This is a genomic window from Rubrimonas sp. (assembly GCF_036788415.1).
Lineage (GTDB): Bacteria > Pseudomonadota > Alphaproteobacteria > Rhodobacterales > Rhodobacteraceae > Rubrimonas.
In genome coordinates this window covers 1-20,808 of the sequence record NZ_DAIQNN010000039.1, presented here as the reverse complement: position 1 = coordinate 20,808, position 20,808 = coordinate 1, and the positions used below count along the sequence as shown (strand labels likewise).

18 protein-coding genes are annotated in these 20,808 nt (G+C 70.4%); 9 read left to right on the top strand and 9 right to left on the bottom strand.

Features of this window, described 5'->3' with window-relative positions; genetic code table 11:
- Positions 1–12: 12 nt before the first annotated feature.
- The 3 genes from pstA to V7Q31_RS10630 form a co-directional block, all read right to left on the bottom strand.
- Positions 13–1,305 carry a phosphate ABC transporter permease PstA gene (gene pstA / locus V7Q31_RS10640; protein WP_333833824.1) on the bottom strand — a complete coding sequence of 431 codons (1,293 nt, stop codon included), beginning with the start codon at positions 1,303–1,305 and terminating at the stop codon, positions 13–15.
- A 12-nt stretch (positions 1,306–1,317) separates the two neighbouring features.
- Positions 1,318–2,694 carry a phosphate ABC transporter permease subunit PstC gene (pstC, locus tag V7Q31_RS10635; protein WP_333833823.1) on the bottom strand — a complete coding sequence of 459 codons (1,377 nt, stop codon included), beginning with the start codon at positions 2,692–2,694 and terminating at the stop codon, positions 1,318–1,320.
- An 86-nt stretch (positions 2,695–2,780) separates the two neighbouring features.
- On the bottom strand, positions 2,781–3,809 hold the full coding sequence (locus tag V7Q31_RS10630) for a substrate-binding domain-containing protein (RefSeq protein WP_333833822.1): 1,029 nt from the start codon (positions 3,807–3,809) through the stop codon (positions 2,781–2,783).
- Positions 3,810–4,160: 351 nt separating this feature from the next.
- Here V7Q31_RS10630 and V7Q31_RS10625 point away from each other — a divergent pair, with 351 nt between their 5' ends.
- The gene (locus tag V7Q31_RS10625; protein ID WP_333833820.1) at positions 4,161–4,697 is read left to right on the top strand and encodes a ParB N-terminal domain-containing protein; all 537 of its coding nucleotides are present in this window, start codon (positions 4,161–4,163) and stop codon (positions 4,695–4,697) included.
- A gap of 1 nt (position 4,698) precedes the next feature.
- Here the strand turns inward: V7Q31_RS10625 and V7Q31_RS10620 are convergent, their stop codons facing one another.
- On the bottom strand, positions 4,699–5,097 hold the full coding sequence (locus tag V7Q31_RS10620; RefSeq protein ID WP_333833818.1) for a DUF6858 family protein: 399 nt from the start codon (positions 5,095–5,097) through the stop codon (positions 4,699–4,701).
- 196 nt (positions 5,098–5,293) lie between these two features.
- Between V7Q31_RS10620 and sdhC the strand changes: the two genes are divergently transcribed.
- The 4 genes from sdhC (at position 5,294) to V7Q31_RS10600 (ending at position 8,778) form a co-directional block, all read left to right on the top strand.
- Entirely contained in the window at positions 5,294–5,677 is a 384-nt protein-coding gene (sdhC, locus tag V7Q31_RS10615; protein WP_333833817.1) for a succinate dehydrogenase, cytochrome b556 subunit, read from the top strand.
- Positions 5,678–5,688: 11 nt separating this feature from the next.
- The gene (sdhD, locus tag V7Q31_RS10610) at positions 5,689–6,069 is read left to right on the top strand and encodes a succinate dehydrogenase, hydrophobic membrane anchor protein (RefSeq protein WP_333833816.1); all 381 of its coding nucleotides are present in this window, start codon (positions 5,689–5,691) and stop codon (positions 6,067–6,069) included.
- 18 nt (positions 6,070–6,087) lie between these two features.
- Positions 6,088–7,884, top strand: a complete 1,797-nt coding sequence (sdhA, locus tag V7Q31_RS10605; RefSeq protein WP_333833815.1) for a succinate dehydrogenase flavoprotein subunit — start codon at positions 6,088–6,090, stop codon at positions 7,882–7,884.
- 108 nt (positions 7,885–7,992) lie between these two features.
- Complete coding sequence (locus V7Q31_RS10600; protein WP_333833813.1) at positions 7,993–8,778, top strand: succinate dehydrogenase iron-sulfur subunit; 786 nt, start codon at positions 7,993–7,995, stop codon at positions 8,776–8,778.
- Between the two features lie 16 nt (positions 8,779–8,794).
- Here the strand turns inward: V7Q31_RS10600 and V7Q31_RS10595 are convergent, their stop codons facing one another.
- The 5 genes from V7Q31_RS10595 to V7Q31_RS10575 all read right to left on the bottom strand — a co-directional run bounded on the left by V7Q31_RS10595 (position 8,795) and on the right by V7Q31_RS10575 (position 15,638).
- Complete coding sequence (locus tag V7Q31_RS10595; RefSeq protein WP_333833811.1) at positions 8,795–11,293, bottom strand: mechanosensitive ion channel family protein; 2,499 nt, start codon at positions 11,291–11,293, stop codon at positions 8,795–8,797.
- Complete coding sequence (locus tag V7Q31_RS10590) at positions 11,293–12,336, bottom strand: cysteine synthase A (RefSeq protein ID WP_333833809.1); 1,044 nt, start codon at positions 12,334–12,336, stop codon at positions 11,293–11,295. The genes V7Q31_RS10595 and V7Q31_RS10590 overlap by 1 nt, the downstream gene beginning before the upstream one ends.
- Positions 12,337–12,534: 198 nt before the next feature.
- Positions 12,535–13,455, bottom strand: a complete 921-nt coding sequence (gene ppk2, locus V7Q31_RS10585) for a polyphosphate kinase 2 (RefSeq protein ID WP_333833807.1) — start codon at positions 13,453–13,455, stop codon at positions 12,535–12,537.
- A gap of 84 nt (positions 13,456–13,539) precedes the next feature.
- Positions 13,540–14,238, bottom strand: coding sequence for a GntR family transcriptional regulator (locus V7Q31_RS10580; protein ID WP_333833806.1), 699 nt, complete (start codon positions 14,236–14,238; stop codon positions 13,540–13,542).
- Positions 14,235–15,638 (bottom strand): formimidoylglutamate deiminase, encoded by a 1,404-nt coding sequence (locus V7Q31_RS10575; RefSeq protein ID WP_333833805.1) that lies wholly within the window; start codon positions 15,636–15,638, stop codon positions 14,235–14,237. The genes V7Q31_RS10580 and V7Q31_RS10575 overlap by 4 nt, the downstream gene beginning before the upstream one ends.
- A 79-nt stretch (positions 15,639–15,717) precedes the next feature.
- Between V7Q31_RS10575 and hutI the strand changes: the two genes are divergently transcribed.
- The 4 genes from hutI to V7Q31_RS10555 form a co-directional block, all read left to right on the top strand.
- Positions 15,718–16,911, top strand: a complete 1,194-nt coding sequence (hutI, locus tag V7Q31_RS10570; protein WP_333833803.1) for an imidazolonepropionase — start codon at positions 15,718–15,720, stop codon at positions 16,909–16,911.
- Positions 16,908–18,443 (top strand): histidine ammonia-lyase, encoded by a 1,536-nt coding sequence (gene hutH, locus V7Q31_RS10565; RefSeq protein ID WP_333833802.1) that lies wholly within the window; start codon positions 16,908–16,910, stop codon positions 18,441–18,443. The genes hutI and hutH overlap by 4 nt, the downstream gene beginning before the upstream one ends.
- A 16-nt stretch (positions 18,444–18,459) precedes the next feature.
- Complete coding sequence (hutU, locus tag V7Q31_RS10560) at positions 18,460–20,130, top strand: urocanate hydratase (RefSeq protein ID WP_333833801.1); 1,671 nt, start codon at positions 18,460–18,462, stop codon at positions 20,128–20,130.
- Between the two features lie 70 nt (positions 20,131–20,200).
- Positions 20,201–20,808: TRAP transporter substrate-binding protein (locus tag V7Q31_RS10555; protein ID WP_442976493.1), on the top strand; the 608-nt coding region annotated here is incomplete at its 3' end.

The window sequence follows — 20,808 nt, the reverse complement described above, 5'->3', positions numbered from 1 at the left end:
GTCTCTCTGGGGTCACCAGCGCCGCTCGAAGCGGCTGCGAAGGAAGACTGCGATCGCGTTCATCAGCACGAGGAAGGCGAGCAGCACGAGGATGGCGGCGGAGGTGCGCGAGACGAACCCGCGCTCCGGGCTGTCGGCCCAGATGAAGATCTGGGTCGGCAGGGCGGTCGAGGGCGCGAGGATGCTCTCGGGCGCTGCGGTGATGAAGGCGTTCATGCCGATCAGCAGCAGCGGCGCCGTCTCGCCGAGCGCCTGCGCCAGCCCGATGATCGTGCCGGTCAGGATGCCCGGCATCGCCAGCGGCAGCACATGGCTCATCACCACCTGGTGCTTGGAGGCGCCCACGCCCAGCGCCGCTTCCCGGATCGAGGGCGGCACGGCCTTCACCGCGGCGCGGGTGGCGATGATGATGGTCGGCAGCGTCATCAGCGCGAGCGTCATGCCGCCGACCAGCGGGGCCGAGCGCGGCATGCCGAACCAGCCGAGAAACACCGCCAGCGCCAGCAGGCCGAACACCACCGACGGCACGGCCGCAAGGTTGTTGATGTTGATCTCGATGATGTCGGTAAAGCGGTTCTTCGGCGCGAACTCCTCAAGATAGATCCCCGCGGCGATGCCCGTCGGGAAGCTGATCAGGAAGCACACGAGCAGCGCGTAGAACGAGCCCCACAGCGCGCCCTTGAGCCCCGCCAGCTCTGGAAAGCGGCTGTCGGCGGCGGTGACCAGCGCCCAGTTGATCGGCTTGGAGATCAGCCCGCGCTCGGCGAGGCTGTCGAACAGCGCGATCTCGGCGTCGGTCACGCGGCGCTGCGCCTCTGGCGTGGTGCGGTCGACGAGCCCCTTGTTGAGCTGGTCGTACGGGTCGGAGGTCGGCACCGTCAGCGTCACCGTCTCGCCGATCCGGCTGGGGTCGCGCACCACGAGGTCGCGCAGCGCGTTCTGCGCGCCAGTGCTCAGGATGCCGGTCGCGCTGCGCAGAGCGGGGCCCTGGAGCTCGGGGAAGAGCTCGGCCACCGCGTCGCCCACGATCGCGCGATAGTTGCCGCGGATCGGGTTTGCGGGGTCGATCCGGTCCGCGCTCAGTTCGAAGGCGACCGTCACATGCGTCTGGCGCAGCGCCTGCCAGCCGGTCGAGATCAGCGAGGCGAACAGGATCGCCAGCATCAGGATCGCGAAGCCGAGCGCCGCAAGCCCGGCCAGCTTGAGCTGGAAGTCGCCCCGTTTGCGCTTCTCGAGCAGCCTCTGCCACTCGTCGCTCTTCCAGACGCCGGATTTTCCGGTCTGCGTCGCAGAGATGTCAGCCATGGTTCCGCCGCCTCAATCGTAGAGTTCGCGATACTTGCGCACCACGCGCAGCGCGACGACGTTCAGCGCCAGCGTGACGATGAACAGCACCAGCCCGAGCGCGAAGGCCGCGAGCGTCTTGGGGTTGTCGAATTCGACGTCGCCGATCAGCAGGGTCACGATCTGCACGGTGATCGTCGTCACGCTGTCGAGCGGGTTGGCGGTCATCTTGGCGATCAGTCCGGCGGCCATCACCACGATCATCGTCTCGCCGATGGCGCGGCTGACGGCGAGCAGGATGCCGCCGACGATGCCGGGGATCGCCGCGGGGAAGAGCACCTTGCGCATCGTCTCGCCGCGCGTGGCCCCCAGCGCCAGCGAGCCGTCGCGCAAGCTGCGCGGCACAGCGGAGAGCGCGTCGTCGGTGAAGGAGGAGATGAAGGGGATGAGCATGATCCCCATCACGCCGCCCGCCGCGAGGGCGGTGTTGGGCGCGATGGTCAGCCCGATGCTCTCGCCGAAGGTGCGGATCGCCGGCGCCACGGTCAGGATCGCGAAGAAGCCGTAGACCACTGTCGGGACGCCTGCGAGGATTTCGAGCAGCGGCTTGGCGAAGGCGCGCACGCGGGAATTGGCGAATTCGTTGAGATAGATCGCCGAAAGCAGCCCGACCGGGATCGCGACGGCGAGCGCCACCGCCGTGATCACCAGCGTGCCGAGCATCACCGGCAGGATCCCGAAGGCGCCCGCGCCCGCGACCTGGTCGGCGCGCATCGCGATCTGCGGCTCCCAGCGCGTCCCGAACAGGAACTCCGTGATCGGCACGGCCTGGAAGAAGCGGTACGCCTCGAACACCAGCGCGAAGACGATGCCGAGCGTCGTGAAGATCGCGACGATCGAGGCGAAGATCATCAGCCCGCTCAGAACCCGCTCAACCGCCTGCCGGGCGCGGAACTGCGCCGCGATCGACTTGCGCGCGATCCAGAGCCCGGCGGCGACGATGCCGACGATCAGCGCCGCGAGCGCCCAGTTGGCGACGCCGCGCAGCGTGTTGATGCGGTCCGCTGCGGCCAGAACATAGTCCGCCGGCGATCCGAAGATGCGCCCTGTCGACGTCTGGCGGATTTCCGACATGATCAGCGACTGCTGTCCGACGCTCGCGCCTTCGGTCACCTCGTCGGGCAGACCGGCCCAGACCAGCGCGTCGATCGCCGAGTTCTGGAACATCACCCAGAGCAACAGGAACACGAAGGCGGGCAGGAAGCCCAGCGCCAGCGCGAAGCCGCCATGGAACACCGGCAACGAGTGCAGCCGCTGGCCGTCCGCGCGCAGCGCCTTGGCCGCAGCGCGGTTCCAGTAGAAGCCCGCCACGGATGCGACGGCGATCAGGAGAAACAGATATCCGATCATGGCCCTGTCGGCCCTCCGTCGGCGGTGTGGGGGGGAGGGAGCCCGGCCGATCCGGCCGGGCTCGGGAGCGTCGCCTCAGAGGCGGATCACTCCGGCGCGAAGGTCGCGCCGGTGAGCGCAGCCTGCTGCACCGCCGCGCGGCGCGTGTCGTTGAGCGGCACGAGGCCGCGCTCGGACAGGAAGCCGCCCGGGCCCATCGACTCTTCCGAGACGTAGAGCTCGACGAACTCGGCGAAGCCGGGGATCACGCCGCGATGCGCGTTCTTCGTGTAGAAGTAGAGCGGGCGGGAGATCTGGTAGGAGCCGTCGCCGATGGCGTCGATGCTGGGCAGCACGCCGTCGACCGCCGCCGCCTTCAGCGTGTCCTGGTTCTCGTAGAGGAAGGAGTAGCCGAAGATGCCGACCGCGGTCGGATCGGCGACGAGGCGCTGCACGATCAGGTTGTCGTTCTCGCCGGCCTCGACGAACGGGCCGTCCTGACGCATGCGCGAGCAGTTCTCTTCAACCCAGTCGCCGTCGAAGCCGCCGGACTTCACATAGTCGAGTTCTTCGCAGCCCACCCACATGGCCAGCTCGACGAAGGCGTCGCGGGTGCCGGAGGTCGGCGGCGGGCCGTAGACGAGGATCGGGCGGCTCGGCAGCGACGGATCGATCTCGTTCCAGTTCTTGTAGGGGTTCGCGGCCCATTCGCCGTTCACCGGAACCATCGCGCCGAGCGCCATGTAGATCTGCGCCTTGGTGAGGTCGAGATCGCCGGCGGTGATCGCCTGGGCGATCGAGAGGCCGTCGAAGCCGATCAGCACTTCGGTGACTTCCGTCACGCCGTTCTTCACGCAGTCGTCGAATTCCGACTTCTTCATCGCGCGCGACGCGCCGGTGATGTCGGGATGGCCTTCGCCGATGCCGCCGCAGAAGATCTTCATGCCGCCGCCGGTGCCGGTGGACTCGACGACGGGCGCGGGGTTGCCGGTGGTGTTCGCGAACTCCTCGGCCACGGCCTGGGTGTACGGGAACACGGTCGAGGAGCCGACGATGCGGATCTGGTCGCGGGCGAGCGCGGCGCCCGCGGTCAGCGCGATCGACGCGGCGACGAGGCCGGTCAGAGTCATTTTCATGGGGTACCCCCTCCAAGGTTTTCGAGCAGCGCGGCCTAACCGACCGTCCACACCCGCCTTCTAGGAGCCGTCGGCGACGCTCGGATCACAGATCAATGACAGTTTTGTTGCATCGCCGGGCGCGCCGCGGCGCTCTGCGCCCCTCATGGCCGCGCCGCCGGCCTGCGCCGCCCCGAACTACGGGCTTCAAACGCAAGCGCCGGCGGCAGTGAAATCAGGCGCCCCGCTGCGGATTATGCGCCGCGCGGATTGATGCAACCTCCGCGAGCGCTTAGATTGATCTAGACGAATTCGTCGCGACTGTCCTGAGCGGCTTGGGCCGCATCGGTCCGCGACGGGAGGCTTTTCCGCATGGACGCATTCGAGGATTTCGATTCGGATGCCGGCGGCGCGTCGGCCGAGACGATGCGCCGGATCGCGCGCCTGCCGCTGCAGCGGATCGCGACGCCGCATGACCTCGACAACATCGCCTTTGATCACGGCCTTGCGACAGTGGAGGTCGACGCCGATCTCGTGCCGCGGATCGCCTTCAAGAACGCCCGGCGCAGCGACGCGGCGCGGGTCGCCGCAATGGCCGACCGCATCGCCGAGAGCGGCTATCGCCCGCTCACCCCGGTGATCTGCCGGATCGGGCGCAAGGGCAAATGGGTCGTGGTCGACGGCGGGCACCGGCTGTCGGCGCTCAGGCAGCTTTATTCGGAGAACTGGCGCTTCCGCGCCGCGCGCTGGCTTCGCGCGCGGGCGCGGCGGGCGGGGCGGGCGCGGTTGACGCGAGCGCTGGCGCCGGCGCTGGCGCGGCTCGCGCGCCTGATCGCCGGGCCGCCCAACTTCGTCTACGCGATCCTGTTTCTCGGCCCGCGCAGCCTGTCGAAGTCCGAGGCGCTCTGACTCACGCCGCCTTGCGGTCGGCGAGCGCCTTGCACCAGTCCTCCATCTTCTTCGTCGCGATCTCCATCGGCGCTTCGAGGAAGCTGATCACGAAGCGGTCGCCGCAATCGACGACCCCGATCGAGCGCGGGCGCACCGCCAGCACCCGCGGATCGGGCAGCTTGTAGCCGAAGCAGAAGACGAGGTTCTTCGCCGCCACGATGTCCGACCGGATTTCGCCGTCGAAGCTCTTCGTATGCGCGTAATGGTCGAAGACGCAGATGTCGGCGACATGCGCCTCGCCGTCGATCTTGGTGCGCAGCGCGAGGATCACCGCGTCCACGTCCTTCAGGCTCGTCTCCTCCTTGGAGATTTCGAGATGGAAGACGGGGTATTTCTCCTGCAGCAGAGTCTGCTTCACGGCGGTTTCTCCTCGGTGCGCGGGGTTCGCGGCGCCGGGAATAAACCGGATTCCACGAGTCGGGAATGTGGTTTTTTCGCCGCAGCCCTGCGGCGTCCGCGCCGAGTTCGCCGCATTGTTTGCTGCGCCGCAGCGGGCTAGGTTTCGGCCCGACACCAAGCAAGGGTCCGGGCGCGCCGGGCCGCCGGAGGACCGCATGGCCGACGTCAACCGGGGGAACCGCCCCCTGTCGCCGCATCTCGACGTCTACAAGTTCGAATGGACGATGATCGGCTCGATCACCCACCGCATCACCGGCGTCGCGATGAGCGTCGCCGCCGCGCTGATCGCCTGGTGGCTGCTGGCGGCGGCGACCTCGCCCGAGATGTTCGCGACCGCCGACGCGCTGCTCACCTCGTGGTTCGGCAATCTCGTCCTGCTCGGCTCGCTGCTCGCGCTGTCCTACCACATCCTCAACGGGTTGCGGCATCTGGCCTGGGACGCGGGCTACGGGCTCGACCTGCCGACCGCCGCGAAGTCCGCGCGCGGCGTGATGATCGGCGCGGTCGCGCTGACCGCCCTCGTCGTCGCGCTGGTCTGAGGGAGGCCGACATGGATTTCCAGACACCGACCCGCCGCGTTCTCGGCCTCGGCGCCGCCAAGGAGGGCGTCGGCCACTGGTGGAGCCAGCGCATGACCGCCGTCGCGCTCGCGCCGCTCGCGGTTCTCTCGATCCTGCCGCTCGGGCGCGCCATCGGCTCCGACGTCGAGACGGTCCGCGCGATCTACGCCGACCCGTTCACCGCGCTGACGCTGCTGCTCTTCGTCGTGGTCGCCTTCCGCCACCTCCATCTGGGCTTGCAGGTGGTGATCGAGGACTATGTCCACCACAAGGCGGCGCGGGTGGCGGCGCTTTTCGCCTCCACCGCCTTCTGCGCGGTGTTCGGGCTGGCCGGCGCGTTCGGCGTCGCCAAGCTCGCTTTCGGCGGCTGATCTGGGGGAGAACGGCCGATGGCCGCTTACGAATATGTCGATCACGCGTATGACGTGGTGGTTGTGGGCGCGGGCGGCTCGGGCCTGCGCGCGACGCTCGGCATGGCCGAGCAGGGGCTGCGCACGGCCTGCGTGACCAAGGTTTTCCCGACGCGCTCGCACACCGTCGCAGCCCAGGGCGGCATCGCCGCGTCGCTCGGCAACATGGGGCCGGACTCGTGGCAGTGGCACATGTACGACACCGTGAAGGGGTCGGACTGGCTCGGCGACACCGACGCGATGGAATATCTCGCCCGCGAGGCGCCCAAGGCGGTCTACGAGCTCGAGCATTACGGCGTGCCCTTCTCGCGCACCGAGGACGGCAAGATCTACCAGCGCCCCTTCGGCGGCCACACGACCCAGTATGGCGAAGGCCCGCCCGTCCAGCGCACCTGCGCCGCCGCCGACCGCACCGGCCACGCGATCCTGCACACGCTCTACGGCCAGAGCCTCAAGCAGGGCGCCGAGTTCTTCATCGAGCATTTCGCGACCGACCTCATCATGTCCGAGGACGGGCGCTGCACCGGGCTGATCACCTGGGAACTCGAGAGCGGCAAGATCCATCGCTTCCGCGCCAAGACCGTGGTGCTGGCCACTGGCGGCTACGGCCGCGCCTATTTCTCGGCGACCTCCGCGCACACCTGCACCGGCGACGGCAACGCGATGGTCGCCCGCGCCGGCCTGCCCTTGCAGGACATGGAGTTCGTGCAGTTCCACCCGACCGGCATCTACGGCGCCGGCTGCCTCATCACCGAGGGCGCGCGCGGCGAGGGCGGCTACCTCACCAACTCCGAAGGCGAGCGCTTCATGGAGCGCTACGCGCCCACCTATAAGGACCTCGCCAGCCGCGACGTCGTCTCCCGCTGCATGACGATGGAGATCCGCGAGGGCCGCGGCGTCGGCCCCCGCAAGGACCACATCCACCTCCACCTCAACCACCTTCCGCCCGAAGTCCTGCACGAGCGCCTGCCCGGCATCTCCGAAAGCGCGCGCATCTTCGCCGGCGTCGACGTGACGCGCGAGCCGATCCCGGTGCTGCCGACCGTGCATTACAACATGGGCGGCATCCCGACGAACTACTGGGGCGAAGTGCTGCGCCCGACCGAGTCCGACCCCGACGCCATCGTCCCCGGCCTGATGGCGGTGGGCGAGGCGGGTTGCGCGAGCGTGCACGGCGCCAACCGCCTCGGCTCCAACTCGCTGATCGATCTCGTCGTGTTCGGCCGCGCCGCGGCGATCAAGGCGGGGCAGGTCGTCGAACGCGGGACCGAGCCGCCCGAACTGAACAAGGCCGAAGTCGAGAAGGCGATGGACCGCTTCGACCGCCTGCGCCACGCCAATGGCGGCACCCCCACCGCCCAGCTGCGCGACAAGATGCAGCGCGCCATGCAGGAGGACGCCGCCGTCTTCCGCACCGCCGAGACGCTGCAGGAGGGTTGCCGCCGCATCGCCGGCATCTGGCAGGAGACCGCCGACATCCGCGTGACCGACCGCTCGCTGATCTGGAACTCCGACCTGATGGAGACGCTGGAGTTCGAGAACCTGCTGGCCTGCGCCGTCACCACCGTCACCGCGGCCGAGGCCCGCACCGAGAGCCGCGGCGCCCATGCGCGCGAGGACTTCTCCGAGCGCAACGACGCCGAGTGGCGCAAGCACAGCCTCGCCTGGCTGTCGGAGACCGGTCAGGTGACGCTGGGCTACCGCCCCGTCCACCTCGAGCCGCTGTCCAACGGCATCGAGATGGCCCGCATCGCGCCGAAGGCGCGGGTCTATTGATGACCGTCCCTTCCGACGTGGAGCTCCCGAGCCGCGCGCGCGCGCGCGCCGGGGGCATCGAGATCCCCGCGCAGCGCGCGGTCGAAAATGCCCATGCGGAGCAGACCGATGGTTGAATTCACCCTCCCCAAGAACTCCCGCGTCGTCCAGGGCAAGACCTGGCCGCGCCCGGCGGGCCCGGCGATCAAGCGCGCCAAGGCGTTCCGCATCTATCGCTGGGACCCCGACACCGGCGCCAATCCGCGCGTCGACACCTACCATCTCGATCTCGACGAGTGCGGCCCGATGGTTCTGGACGCCCTCATCAAGATCAAGAACGAGATCGACCCGACGCTGACCTTCCGCCGCTCCTGCCGCGAGGGCATCTGCGGCAGTTGCGCGATGAACATCGACGGGCTCAACACGCTCGCCTGCACCAAGGGCATCGACGAGATCGACGGCGACGTGAAGATCTACCCGTTGCCGCACATGCCGGTGGTGAAGGATCTCGTGCCCGACCTCACCCATTTCTACGCCCAGCACGCCAGCATCCAGCCCTGGCTCGAGACGAAATCGGCGATCCCCGGAACCGAATGGCGCCAGTCCATCGAGGACCGCAAGAAGCTCGACGGCCTCTACGAATGCGTGATGTGCGCCTGCTGCTCGACCTCCTGTCCCTCCTACTGGTGGAACGGCGACCGCTATCTCGGCCCCGCCGCGCTGCTGCACGCCTGGCGCTGGATCGTCGACAGCCGCGACGAGGCGACCGGCGAGCGGCTCGACGCGCTGGAGGACCCCTTCAAGCTCTACCGCTGCCACACCATCATGAACTGCACCAAGACTTGCCCGAAGGGCCTGAACCCCGCCAAGGCCATCGCGCAGATCAAGCAGCTGATGGTCGAACGGAGGCTCTGAGGGCGCGCCCGGCCCCTCAGGTCGGATCGCCGTCCCCGTCCGCGTCGGCCTCGCCCGCCCCGAAGACGCGCCGCCGCCGCACCGGGCCGGCGGCGACCTCCGGCTTGGCGACCTCGGGGTCTTCGCCCGCCGGCGCGGCCCGCAGCGCCCCCGCCAGCGCCTCGGGGTTGCGCAGCCAGATGTCGCGCTGGCCGAACGGGATCTCGATCCCCTCCGCCCGGAACCGTTCGGTGATGCGGAAATGCAGGTCGGTCTCGACCGACAGCGTGTTGCCGACGTCGCGCAGGAACACCCGCAGCTCGAATTCCAGCGAATCCGCGCCGAACTTGCGGAACAGGATTTGCGGCGGCGGCCGGCGCAGCACCATCATGTTCGCCGCCGCCACGTCGCGCAGGATCGCCTCGACTTTCCGCACATCCGCCGAATAGGCGACGCCGACCTGGAGGATAAGCCGGCCCACCGTGTTGCGCCGGGTGAAATTCGTGACCGGCTGCGAGATCAGGTCGGCGTTCGGCACGATGTAGTCGGAACGGTCGAAGAGCTGGATTTCGGTCGAGCGCACGTTGATCTTGCGCACCGTGCCGTGCTGGCCGTTGACCATGATCCAGTCGCCGACATTGATCGGCCGTTCGATCAGCAGGATGACGCCCGACACGAAATTGCTCACGACCGTCTGCAAGCCGAAGCCGATGCCGACCGACAGCGCGCCGGCGACGATGGCGAGGTTGGACAGATCGGCCCCGGCGCTCGAGACCGCGATGAAGAACGCCGCGATCACGCCGACATAGCCGACGCCGGAGGTGATCGCCGTGCGCGCCCCCTGCTCCATGTCGAGCTGCGGCAGCACCGAGACCCGCAGCACCCGCTGCACCGCGCCAGTCAGCAGCCAGCCGAGGCCGAACACCCCCAGAAACGCGGCGATCTCGACCGGGGAGATGCGGAAGCCGCCGACGTCGAAGCCGCTCATCGCGCTGCGCAGCGCGAAGGCCACGTCGTCCCAGCGCGCCCCCCAGGCCATGGCGAAGAGCGGCGCCGCCCCCAGCGTCAGGATGAACCCCGCGATCAGCGGCGCCAGCCGCGCCACCTTGCGCCAGGGCGGGTCGAGCCGCTCCGACGCGCTCTCGGAGATCGACTCCACGATCGAGAACAGCAGCGCGCACAGCCCGAGGATCCCCAGCGAATAGATCGCAGCCGCCCCGAGCCGGTTCGACGCGGCGAGATAGCCCGCCAGCGAGAGCAGCGGCGTCGCCAGCGCCACGAGCAGCAGCGCCAGCCGGATCAGCCAGCGCAGCTGCTGCGCCAGCGTGCGCTCGGATTCGGCCTCGCCCTCGGCCTCCTCCGTCCGCGTCTCGGCCTCCGCCGCTTGCGGCGCATAGACATGACGCAGTCGCAGCATCGCGGCCGAGGAGGTCAACACGAGCGCGAGATTGGCCGCGATCAGCAATTCGGGGTCGACCCGCAGCTGATCGAGCGCGCGGACCAGCGTCAGCCCGATGGCGAGCGCGATCGACAGCGTCATCGCGGCGTTGCGCGCGATCCGCGCCTGCCGGTCGTCCAGCGCCGCGACCCGCAGATTGGGCGCGTCCGGCGCGAAATAGGCCGAGCTGAAGGCGTAGGTCGCGATCACCGCGCCGAACCCGTATCCCGCGCCGGTCAGCAGCGTCTCCAGCGTCTCGCCGAGCAGCCCGCTCAGCGCCACCGCGAAAACGATCAGATAGAGCGCGCTGACCGGCAGCGCGAGGCGGGCGAGCGTGGCCACGGCGCCGGCGCCGATCCGCTTCTCGCGGGTGCTGGCGGGGTCGGCGGCGACTTTCTCGACCCAGGCGATCACCCGCCGCCGCGCCACGATCAGCAGGCCGAGCCCCAGGACCAGCGCGAGCAGCGCGATCGGACCCGTCTCGATGGCGCGCGCGCGCACGGCGGCGTCGGCGAAGGAGGCGCTGGTCTCGGCGCCGATCCGCCGCCCGATCTCCACCGCATCCGCCGTCGCCTCGATCCAGAGGCGCGGGTCGAGCGGGGTGCGCCCGCGCTGCATCACCCGCGACACCAGCCGGTCGCGCAGGGTCAGATTGACCTCCTCGATCTGCGAGGAGAACCGCCCTTCGAACGCGGCGGCGCGCGCGCGCACGCTGCTGGCCGCCGCCAGCCGGTCGTTCAGCGCCTGCCGCTCCGCGGCCAGCGCCTCGTCCTCGGCGACGCCCTCCGCCGGGGGCGGCCCCAGCGCGGCCAGTTCGCGCTCGATCTGGGCGATGCGCGGGGCGGTCGCGGCGACCAGCGCGCGCGCCTCCTCGCGATAGCCTTCGAGGCGCTGGCGCATCGTCGTCAGCGCGTCGTCCGACGCTGCGGCCTTGTCGAGCACCTCGCGCGCGCTGTCGGCTTCCGAAGTCCACAGATGCAGCGCCGCCTCGATCGGATCGTCGGGCCGCTGCGCCTGCGCCGATGACGCGGTGGCGGCGAATGCGACGAGCAGCAGCGCCAGCACGCGGGCCAGCAGGAGGTCGCGCAGCCCCGCCATCACGCGGCGCCCTCGAACACAAGCGGCGGCGGCGCGCCCTGCTCGACCAGCCAGCGCGGCACCGGCAAGCCCTTCTCGCGCAGGAAGTCGGGGTTGAAGAGCTTGGACTGATAGCGCGACCCCAGATCGCACAGGATCGTCGCGATCCGATGCCCCGGCCCCATCTCGCGCGCCATGCGGATCGCCCCGGCGACGTTCACCCCCGCCGAGCCGCCCAGCACCAGCCCTTCCTCCTCGGCCAGCGCGAACACGATCTCCAGCGCCTCCGCATCCTCCACCTGACAGGCGAAATCGACGGTCAGCCCTTCGAGATTGCCGGTGATGCGGCCCTGCCCGATGCCCTCGGTGACCGAGGAGCCTTCCGATTTCAGCTCGCCCGTCGCGTAGTAGCTGTAGAGCGCCGCGCCCATCGGGTCGGCCAGCCCGATCCGCACATTCGGATCGCGCGCCCGCAGCGCCTGCGCGACGCCCGCGAGCGTGCCCCCCGTGCCGACCGCGCAGATGAAGCCGTCCACCCGGCCCTCCATCTGCTCCCAGATTTCGGGGCCGGTGGTTTCGACATGCGCCTGCCGGTTGGCGACGTTGTCGAACTGGTTCGCCCAGATCGCGCCGTTCGGTTCGGTCTCGGCGAGCTTCGCCGCCAGCCGCCCGGAATAGCGCACATAGTTGTCGGGGTGGCGGTAGGGGCGCGCGGGGACTTCGACGAGCTGCGCGCCGGCCAGCCGCAGCGCCTCCTTCTTCTCCCGGCTCTGGGTCTCGGGGATGACGATGACGGCGCGGAACCCCATCGCCCGCCCGATCAGCGCGAGCCCGATCCCGGTGTTGCCGGCGGTGCCCTCGACGATGACCCCGCCGGGCCGCAGCGCGCCGCGCGCCACCGCGTCTCGGATGATGAACAACGCGGCGCGGTCCTTGACCGACTGGCCGGGGTTCATGAACTCGGCCTTGCCGAATATGTCGCAGCCCGTGGCCTCGGAGGCCCGGCGCAGGCGGATCAGCGGCGTGCCGCCGATGGCGGACGGCATGTCGGGGAGAGGGGGCATCGGCGTCGTCCTCGGCTGGTCGCGGCGCTCCGCTGCGCGGCTCGGCCGCGCGCTCTGGACCGCGCGCGGCGTGGCCGCGCACTATAGGGGGCGCGCGGCGCGGCTCAACCCGTTCCCCGCCGCTTGGGCGGGGGCCGACAGATGTCCGACAGATGTCCGACGGATGTCCGACGCGAGTCCGACGGATATCCGACGCCCTCAGTAGCGCTGCGGGACGTAGAGCTCGTCGGGCAGGGTGCGCCGCTCGTAATCGGCGTTGTGCACGCGTTCGGGCAGTTCGGGCGGCGTGTAGGGCACCTCCTCATAGGGGATCATCGACAGCAGATGCGCGATGCAGTTGAGCCGCGCGCGCTTCTTGTCGTTGCCCTCGACGATGTGCCACGGCGCTTCGGGGATGTTCGTGCGCTCGAACATCTCTTCTTTCGCCTTTGTATACTGCTCCCAGCGCACCCGGCTCTGCAAGTCCATCGGCGAGAGCTTCCACTGCTTGAGCGGATCGTGAATCCGCATCTGGAAGCGGAACTGCTGCTCTTCGTCGGTGATGGAGAACCAGTACTTGACGAGCGTGATGCCGGATCGGACAAGCATGCGTTCGAATTCTGGCGTATCGCGGAAGAATTGTTCGACTTGCTCGTCGGAGGCGAAGCCCATAACCCGCTCGACGCCCGAGCGGTTGTACCAGGAGCGGTCGAACAGCACCATCTCGCCGGCGGCGGGCAGATGCGCGACGTAACGCTGGAAGTACCATTGCGTCTTTTCGCGGTCCGACGGCGCCGGCAGCGCCACGACGCGCGCCACGCGCGGGTTGATCCGCTGCGTTATCCTCTTGATGACGCCGCCTTTTCCGGCGCTGTCGCGGCCCTCGAACAGCACGACGATCTTGGCGCCGCTGTGCTGGATCCAGTCCTGCAGCTTGACGAGTTCCGCCTGAAGTCGCAGCAATTCGCGAAAATACACGCCGCGCGCAATGCTCTCCGTCTTGCGCGCCTGCTTCATCGCGCGCAATGCTTCAGGGATGCGGTTGTCGTCGATCTCGTTCTCAAGCTCTTCGTCGAAATCGTCTTCGAGTTCGAGTTCGAGCCACGACCGGGCGCGGTCTTCGTCGTCGGTTCGCGTCATCTCCGCCTCCGCTGTTGCGCCCCGCAGCGTTACGCGAGAACGGAGACGGATTTGCGACACTTCCCGCGCGCCGAGACGACCGCGTCAGGCGTCGTCGTCGAACGTCAACTTGTACCCCGGCCCGCGATGCAGCATCCGCACCAGCGTCACCGCCCGCGCCCCGAGCCACGTCCTGCGCTCGACGCAGAGCAGCGGGTCGCCGGGGGCGGCGCCGAGCGGGGCGTCGTCGGGCGTCGCCGCGTCGGCCCAGACGCGGTGGGCGATGCGGGTGTAGGGGGCGTGGCGGACCAGCCATTCGTTGGGGCTGACCGTCTCGAAAGGCGCATCGGCCGCGGCCGGGACGACGGCGAGGTTGATCCAGCGCCGCTCGCGCTGCCATGCCGCGCCGTCGGCCAGATGCAGCGCGTCGGTCTCCAGCGCCTCCGCGCCCGCCGCCAGTCCGAACAGCGCCGCCACATCGGCCGGCGCCGCGCGCCGCGCCGCGCCGAGCAGCCGATAGCCATAGGCCGCGCCGCCCGCCTCGATCTCCTCGCGCGCGAGCGGGATGCTCAGCCGCGCCGCGACCCGCGCCCGCAGCGCGACCCGGCTGCCCGCGCGCCGGCGCCGCTCGATCAGCCCTTGCGCCACCAGCGCGCTCAGCGCCCGTCCGATGGTGGGGCGCGTGACGCCATAGGCTTCGGCGAGTTGGGCCTCGTGCGGGATCGGATCGCCCGGCGCGAACTCGCCCGCCGCGATCCGCGCCACCAGCGCCTGCTCGATCCGCTTGTATTTCGGCGCGCTCACAAGGCGCCCGTCAGATCGGCGAGCGCCGCGCGATAGCGCGCCTCGATGGCGTCGCGTCTTATGTGCCGCCCCTCGCGCACCACATGCCGCCCCGCCGCCCAGACGTCGCGCACCACCCGGTCCCCGGCGGCGAAGAGCCAGCCGTCGATCCACTGGTCGGGGCGCAGCGGCGCCAGCGCGACGTCGCCGGTGTCGATGGCGACGAGATCGGCCCAGAACCCCGGCTCCAGCGCGCCGGAGCGCCGCCCCAGCGCCTGCGCTCCGCCCGCCAGCGCGCCCCGATAGAGCGTCTCGCCGACGGAGTCGCCCGGCGCCGCCATCACGTTGCGCGCGCGGTGGGCGAGGCGCTGGGAATATTCCAGCGTGCGCAGCTCGTCCGCGAGCCCGATGCGGATGTCGCTGTCCGACCCGATCCCGAAGCGTCCCGCCGCCGCGAGATAGGCCGCGCCGGCGAAGGTCCCGTCCCCGAGATCGGATTCGGTGATCGGGCAGAGGCCGGCGACGGCCCCGCTGGCGGCGAGGCGCGACGTCTCGTCCGGCGTCATCTGGGTGCAGTGGACCAGGCACCAGCGCGCGTCGATCCCGGTCTGGTCGAGCAGGAACGCGACGGGCCGCGCGCCGAGCCACGCCTCCACCTCCTCGACTTCGCGGACCTGCTCGGCGGCGTGAATGTGCAGCGGCGCTTGCGGCCACGCGGCGGCCAGCTCCCGCAGTTGCTCGGGCCGCGTCGCGCGCAGCGAATGGGGCGCCGCGCCGAGCCGCGCGTCCGGCGGCAAGGCCGCCAGCGCGCGCGCTGCGCCGTCCATGATCTTCGCGAAGCCGTCGAGTTCGTCGCCGAAGCGCAGTTGCCCTCCCGAAAGCGGCTGCGCGCCGGCGCCGCCATGGCTGTAGAGCACCGGGAGCAGCGTCAGCCCGATCCCGCTCTGCGCCGCTGCGGCCACGATCCGGGTCGAGAGCTCGGCCCGGTCGTCATAGGGCGCGCCGCCCGGCTGGTGGTGGACGTAATGGAACTCGGCGCTCGCCGCATAGCCCGCCTCCAGCATCTCGACATGGACGAGCGCCGCGATCGCCTCGATCTGCCCGGGCGTCAGCAGGTCGAGGAAGCGGTACATCAGCTTGCGCCAGGTCCAGAAGCTGTCGGGCTCATGGCCGCGCCGCGCCGTCATTCCCGCCATTGCGCGCTGGAAGGCGTGGCTGTGGAGATTGGACGGGGAGGGGAGCAGCGCCCGCCCGGCGAGCCGGCGGTCGCCCGGGCGGGCGGGCGCGCCGGTCTCGACTTCGGCGATCCTGCCGCCCCGGAGCGTCACCCGAACGTCGCGCGCCCAGCCTTGAGAGGTCAGCGCGCAGTCGGCGTGGAGCGGGGCCGGATCGATCGGGACGTCGGTCGCGGGAACGGTCATGGCGCGCGGCTTTCGCGGTTGACGATGGGCGAAAATATGCTTTTACATATTCACCAAGTCAACGCGCGGGAGCCCCTGCATGACCGCCTTCGTCCTCAGCGACGCCCGCCTGCTCGCCGCCTCCGGCGCGGTCGCAGCGCCCGGCGCCGTCGCGGTTGCGGACGGGAGCATCGCATGGGCCGGACCGCAGGCCGATCTCCCCTCCGATTTCGCCCGCGCCGAACGGGTTTCGCTGGAGGGCAGGCTGCTGACCCCCGCGCTGATCGACTGCCACACGCATCTCGTGCATGGCGGCCATCGCGCACGCGAGTTCGCGCTGCGGCTGGAGGGGGCGAGCTACGAGCAGATCGCGCGGGAGGGCGGGGGGATCGTCTCGACAGTCCGCGCCACCCGCGCGGCGTCCGAGGACGATCTCGTCGCGCAGGCCTTGCCGCGGCTGGACGCGCTGCTGGCCGAAGGGGTTGCGACTGTTGAGATCAAGTCGGGCTACGGCCTCGACGTCGAGACCGAATTGCGGATGCTGCGCGCCGCCCGCCGGCTCGCGGCGCTCCGCCCTGTCGGCGTGACCACGACTTTCCTCGGCGCCCATGCCGTCCCGCCCGAATATTCCGGCCGCGCCGAGGCCTATCTCGACGAGGTCGCGCTCCCTGCGCTGCGCGCCGCTCATGCGGAAGGGCTGGTCGATGCGGTGGACGCGTTCTGCGAGGGCATCGCCTTCTCGCCCGCGCAGGTCGCGCGCGTCTTCGCCGAGGCGCGCGCGCTGGACCTTCCGGTCAAGCTGCACGCCGAGCAACTCTCCAATCTCGGCGGCGCGGCGCTGGCGGCGCGGAATGGCGCGCTCAGCGCCGACCATCTGGAGCATCTCGACGCCGAGGGCGTGGCCGCGATGGCGGCGGCCGGGACTGTCGCGGTCCTCCTGCCCGGCGCCTTCTACGCGTTGCGCGAGACGGTGGTTCCGCCGGTGGCGGCGCTGCGGGCGGCGGGCGTTCCCATGGCGGTCGCGACCGACTGCAACCCCGGCACCTCGCCGATGACGTCGCTGCTGCTCGCGATGAACATGGCCTGCACGTTCTTCCGCCTGACGCCCGCCGAGGCGCTGGCCGGCGTCACTGTCCACGCCGCCCGTGCGCTCGGCCTGTCCGACCGCGGCGCCATCGCGGCGGGGCTGCGCGCGGACCTCGCCGCATGGGATGTCGGGGAGCCGGCGGAACTCGCCTACCGCATCGGCTTCAACCCGCTGCATCGCCGCTGGGTCGCAGGGAGCCCAGCATGATCGTTCTCACGCCCGGCGCCTCCACGCTGTCCGATCTCGAAGCGCTCTACCGCAGCAGCGCGCCGGCCCGGCTCGACCCCGCCTGCCGCCCGGCTGTCGAGCGGGCGCAGGCGCTCGTGGCGCAGGCGGCGCAAGGCGAGGCCGCCGTCTATGGCGTCAACACCGGTTTCGGCAAGCTCGCCTCGATCCGCATCCGCGCCGAGGACACGGCGACGCTCCAGCGCAACCTGATCCTGTCGCATTGCGCGGGCGTGGGGCCGGCGATCCCGGTCCCGGTCGCGCGGTTGACGATGGCGCTGAAGCTGCTGTCGCTCGGGCGCGGCGCGTCCGGCGTGCGCTGGGAGGTCTGCGCGCTCATCGAGGGGATGCTGGCGGCGGGGGTGACGCCTGTCATCCCTGCGCAAGGCTCGGTCGGCGCGTCGGGCGATCTCGCGCCGCTCGCGCACATGACCGCCGTCATGCTCGGCGAAGGCGAGGCCGAGATCGACGGGCGGCGGATGCCGGGCGCGCAGGCGCTGGCGGCGGCGGGGCTCGCGCCGCTCGCGCTCGGGCCGAAGGAGGGGCTCGCGCTCATCAACGGCACGCAATTCAGCACCGCCTTCGCGCTGACGGGCCTGTTCGAGGGCTGGCGGCTCGCGCAGGCCGCGCTTCTGACGGGGGCGCTATCGACCGACGCCGCGATGGGCTCCACCGCGCCCTTCCACCCGGCGATCCACGCCCTGCGCGGCCATCGCGGACAGGCCGAGGCGGCGGCGACGCTGCGGGCCCTGCTCGACGGCTCCGCGATCCGCGAGAGCCACCGCGAGGGCGACGCCCGCGTGCAGGACCCCTATTGCATCCGCTGCCAGCCGCAGGTGACCGGCGCGGCGATGGACCTGATGCGGCAGGCCGCGGCGACGCTGGCCGTCGAGGCGAACGCGGCCACCGACAATCCTCTCGCGCTGGTCGAGGACGGGCTGATCGTGTCCGGCGGCAATTTCCACGCCGAACCGGTCGCCTTCGCCGCCGACATGCTGGCGCTGGCCCTGGCCGAGATCGGCGCCGTCGCGCAGCGGCGCGTCGCGCTGCTGGTCGATCCGGCGCTCAGCAACGGGCTGCCGCCCTTCCTGACGCCCGAACCCGGGCTCAACTCCGGCTACATGATCGCCGAAGTGACGACGGCGGCGCTGATGAGCGAGAACAAGCAGCGCGCGGCCCCTTGTTCGGTGGACAGCACCCCAACTTCAGCCAATCAGGAGGACCATGTCAGCATGGCCGCCCATGGCGCGCGGCGGCTGACGGAGATGGCCGACAATCTGGGCCGCATCCTCGGCGTCGAGGCGCTGACTGCGGCGCAGGGGATCGGCTTCCGCGCCCCTCTGTCCACCTCTGCGCCGCTCTCCGCCGCCATCGCCCGCCTGCGCGCGGACTGCCCGCCGCTCGGCGCCGACCGGGCGCTGGCGCGGGAGATGGAGGCGGCGGCCGCCCTGATCCGCTCCGGCGCGCTGCTGGAGGCGGCGGGCCTCGCCCAATTCCCATCGCTCGACGCCTGATCGAGGAGCCAAGCCGATGTCCACCCACCACAACGCCCGCGACGTGTTCCCACCCACCGGGCCGGAGCTGACGGCGAAAAGCTGGCTGACCGAAGCGCCGCTGCGGATGCTGATGAACAACCTCCACCCCGACGTGGCCGAGAACCCGCACGAGCTGGTGGTCTACGGCGGAATCGGCCGCGCCGCGCGGACCTGGGAGGATTTCGACCGCATCGTCGCGGCCCTCAGGACTCTGGAGGCGGACGAGACTCTCGTCGTCCAGTCCGGCAAGCCCGTCGGCGTGTTCCGCACCCACGCGGACGCGCCGCGCGTGCTGATCGCCAATTCCAACCTCGTGCCGCGCTGGGCGAATTGGGACCATTTCTCCGAACTCGACCGCAAGGGCCTGATGATGTACGGCCAGATGACTGCGGGAAGCTGGATCTACATCGGCACGCAGGGCATCGTTCAGGGCACTTACGAGACTTTCGCCGAAGCCGGTCGCCAGCATTACGGCGGCGATCTTAGGGGGCGGTGGATTCTCACCGGGGGCCTTGGGGGCATGGGCGGCGCCCAGCCGCTCGCGGCGGTGATGGCCGGCGCCTGCTGCCTCGCGGTGGAATGCGACGAGACCCGGATCGATTTCCGCCTGCGCACCCGCTACGTGGATGAGAAGGCGCGCGACCTCGACGAGGCGCTCGCCATGATCGACCGCTGGACGAAAGCGGGCGAGGCCAAATCTGTCGGGCTGCTCGGCAACGCCGCGGAGGTGTTCCCCGAACTCGTCCGCCGCGGAATCCGCCCCGACATCGTCACCGACCAGACCAGCGCGCACGACCCCGTCCACGGCTATCTGCCGCTCGGCTGGAGCGTGGCGGAGTGGCGCGCGAAGCAGGAGACCGACCCCAAGGCGGTCGAGACCGCCGCCCGCGCCTCGATGCGCGCCCATGTCGAGGCGATGGTCGCGTTCTGGCGGCAGGGCGTCCCGACGCTCGACTACGGCAACAACATCCGTCAGGTCGCGCTTGAAGAAGGGCTGGCCGACGCCTTCGCCTTCCCCGGCTTCGTGCCCGCCTACATCCGCCCGCTCTTCTGCCGGGGCGTCGGGCCGTTCCGCTGGTGCGCGCTGTCGGGCGACCCGGAAGACATCCACCGCACCGACGACAAGGTGCGCGAGCTGATGCCGCATGACGCGCATCTGCACCGCTGGCTCGACATGGCGCGCGAGCGCATCGCCTTCCAGGGCCTGCCCGCGCGCATCTGCTGGGTGGGCTTGGGCGACCGCCACCGCCTCGGCCTCGCCTTCAACGAGATGGTGCGCAAGGGCGAGCTGAAGGCCCCCATCGTCATCGGGCGCGACCATCTCGACAGCGGCTCGGTCGCCAGCCCCAACCGCGAGACCGAGGCGATGAAGGACGGCTCCGACGCCGTGTCGGACTGGCCGCTGCTCAACGCGCTGCTGAACTGCGCGAGCGGGGCGACGTGGGTCAGCCTGCACCATGGCGGCGGCGTCGGCATGGGGTTCAGCCAGCATTCGGGCATGGTGATCTGCTGCGACGGCACTCCGGAAGCCGACGCCCGCCTCGCGCGGGTGCTGTGGAACGACCCCGCCACCGGCGTGATGCGCCACGCCGATGCGGGCTACGAGATCGCGCTCGACTGCGCGCGCGAACACGGCTTGCGGCTGCCCGCGATCCTTGGAAACTGACCGCAGGCGAATGAAGGGGAGGGCGCCCGGCGCACCGGGCCATCGGCAACCGACAACAGGGAGACGAGAGATGAAGAGACGCGACTTTCTGACGAGCGCCGCCGCCGGCGCCGCGGCGACCGCGCTGGCCGCCCCCGCTCTGGCGCAAGGCGTGCGCGAGTGGAAGATGGTCACCGCATGGCCCAAGAACCTCCCCGGGCCGGGGGTGGCTGCGCAGATGCTGGCCGACCGGATCACCGCGCTGTCGGGCGGGCGGATCAAGGTGACGCTCTACGCCGCAGGCGAGATCGTGCCTGGGCCGGGCGTGTTCGACGCGGTCGCCGAGGGCACCGCCGAGCTTTACCACGCCGTGCCCGCCTATTGGGGCTCGAAGTCCAAGGGCATCCTGCTGTTCGGCTCGCAGCCCTTCGGCCTACGCGCGGAGGAGCAGTTCGGCTGGCTCGCCCATGGCGGCGGACAGGCGCTTTATGACGAGATCTACGGCTCCTTCGGCGTGAAGCCGTTCCTCTGCGGCAATTCCGGGCCGCAATGGGCCGGATGGTTCCGCAACGAGATCACTTCGGCGGACGACCTGAAGGGGCTCAAGTTCCGCACCACGGGCCTCGCCTCGGAGATGGCGGCCAAGCTCGGCATGGCGCCGCAGGCGATGAGCGGCCCGGCGATGTTCCAGGCGCTGCA